General features: G+C 49.6%; 1 pseudogene. It reads right to left on the bottom strand.

The features are described 5' to 3' along the window. Nucleotides 1–268, bottom strand: a pseudogene (locus tag LKX83_RS32550) (acetaldehyde dehydrogenase); the annotation flags it as partial.

The raw sequence follows: 268 nt of genomic DNA, 5'->3' as shown, positions 1-268 counted from the left end.
GCTTTTTTGCCTACAATCGCAGAATTAAGCTTCCCGCGCACCGGGGAGATGACATTCTCCACCTTCTTTTTCTCTTCTTCACTCAGGATATAGGCGCCGCCGTTGCGAAATCCTCTAAGCGCCTGCTCCCGCACGTTGCGATCGACAATAACCGCTTGCTCTGATGCGCAAATCGTGCCATTATCAAACGTCTTGCTGTCAATAATGCGCTGTACGGCTTTAGCTGTATTTGCTGTTTTTTCGATATAGACCGGTACATTGCCGGGAC

Origin of the sequence: Cohnella baijiui (assembly GCF_020731285.1) — a bacterium.
Classification (GTDB): Bacteria; Bacillota; Bacilli; order Paenibacillales; family Paenibacillaceae; genus Cohnella.
Note: the sequence above shows the minus strand (reverse complement) of the source record. Positions and strands in the feature narration are given on the sequence as shown.